At 63.7% G+C, this 568-nt stretch carries 2 protein-coding genes; both read right to left on the bottom strand.

The genetic code is table 11. The features are described from left to right. A partial coding sequence (locus tag FLX08_RS40100) for a GTP-binding protein (RefSeq protein ID WP_185949126.1) occupies window positions 1-399 on the bottom strand: 399 nt, incomplete at its 3' end. A gap of 7 nt (window positions 400-406) precedes the next feature. Continuing rightward, window positions 407-568: DUF742 domain-containing protein (locus tag FLX08_RS40095; protein WP_142625451.1), on the bottom strand; the 162-nt coding region annotated here is incomplete at its 5' end.

Raw genomic sequence — 568 nt, 5'->3', positions numbered from 1 at the left:
GTACTGCCCGTCGAAGCCGTTCACGCCGACGACGAACGGCAGACGCGCCTCCTCGAAGTAGTCCACCGCAGGGAAACTGTCCGCCAACCGCCGCGTGTCGACCAGCACCACCGCACCGATCGCCCCCCGCACCAGGTCATCCCACATGAACCAGAACCGATGCTGACCCGGCGTACCGAACAAATACAAAATCAGATCCCGATCCAACGACACACGACCGAAATCCATCGCCACCGTCGTCGTCGTCTTGTGCGGCACCAACCCCACATCGTCCACACCCGCCGACGCATCGGTCATCACCGCCTCCGTCGTCAACGGCACGATCTCCGAAACCGCCCCCACGAAGGTCGTCTTCCCCACACCGAAGCCCCCCGCAACGACGATCTTCGTCGACGTCAACCCCCGGCTAGAGCCTGCGAAGTCCACTGAGCACCCTTTCCAGCAAGTTCAGATCCGGCTTACCGGCCTCCAACTGCGGCTGATGCACATGCACCAGCCCCTCCGCCGCCATGTCCGCGATCACCACGCGAACCACACCCAGCGGAATCCGCAGCAACGCCGACACCTC

The organism is Microbispora hainanensis (genome assembly GCF_006874475.1).
Classification (GTDB): domain Bacteria; phylum Actinomycetota; class Actinomycetes; order Streptosporangiales; family Streptosporangiaceae; genus Microbispora; species Microbispora hainanensis.
Note: the sequence above shows the minus strand (reverse complement) of the source record. Positions and strands in the feature narration are given on the sequence as shown.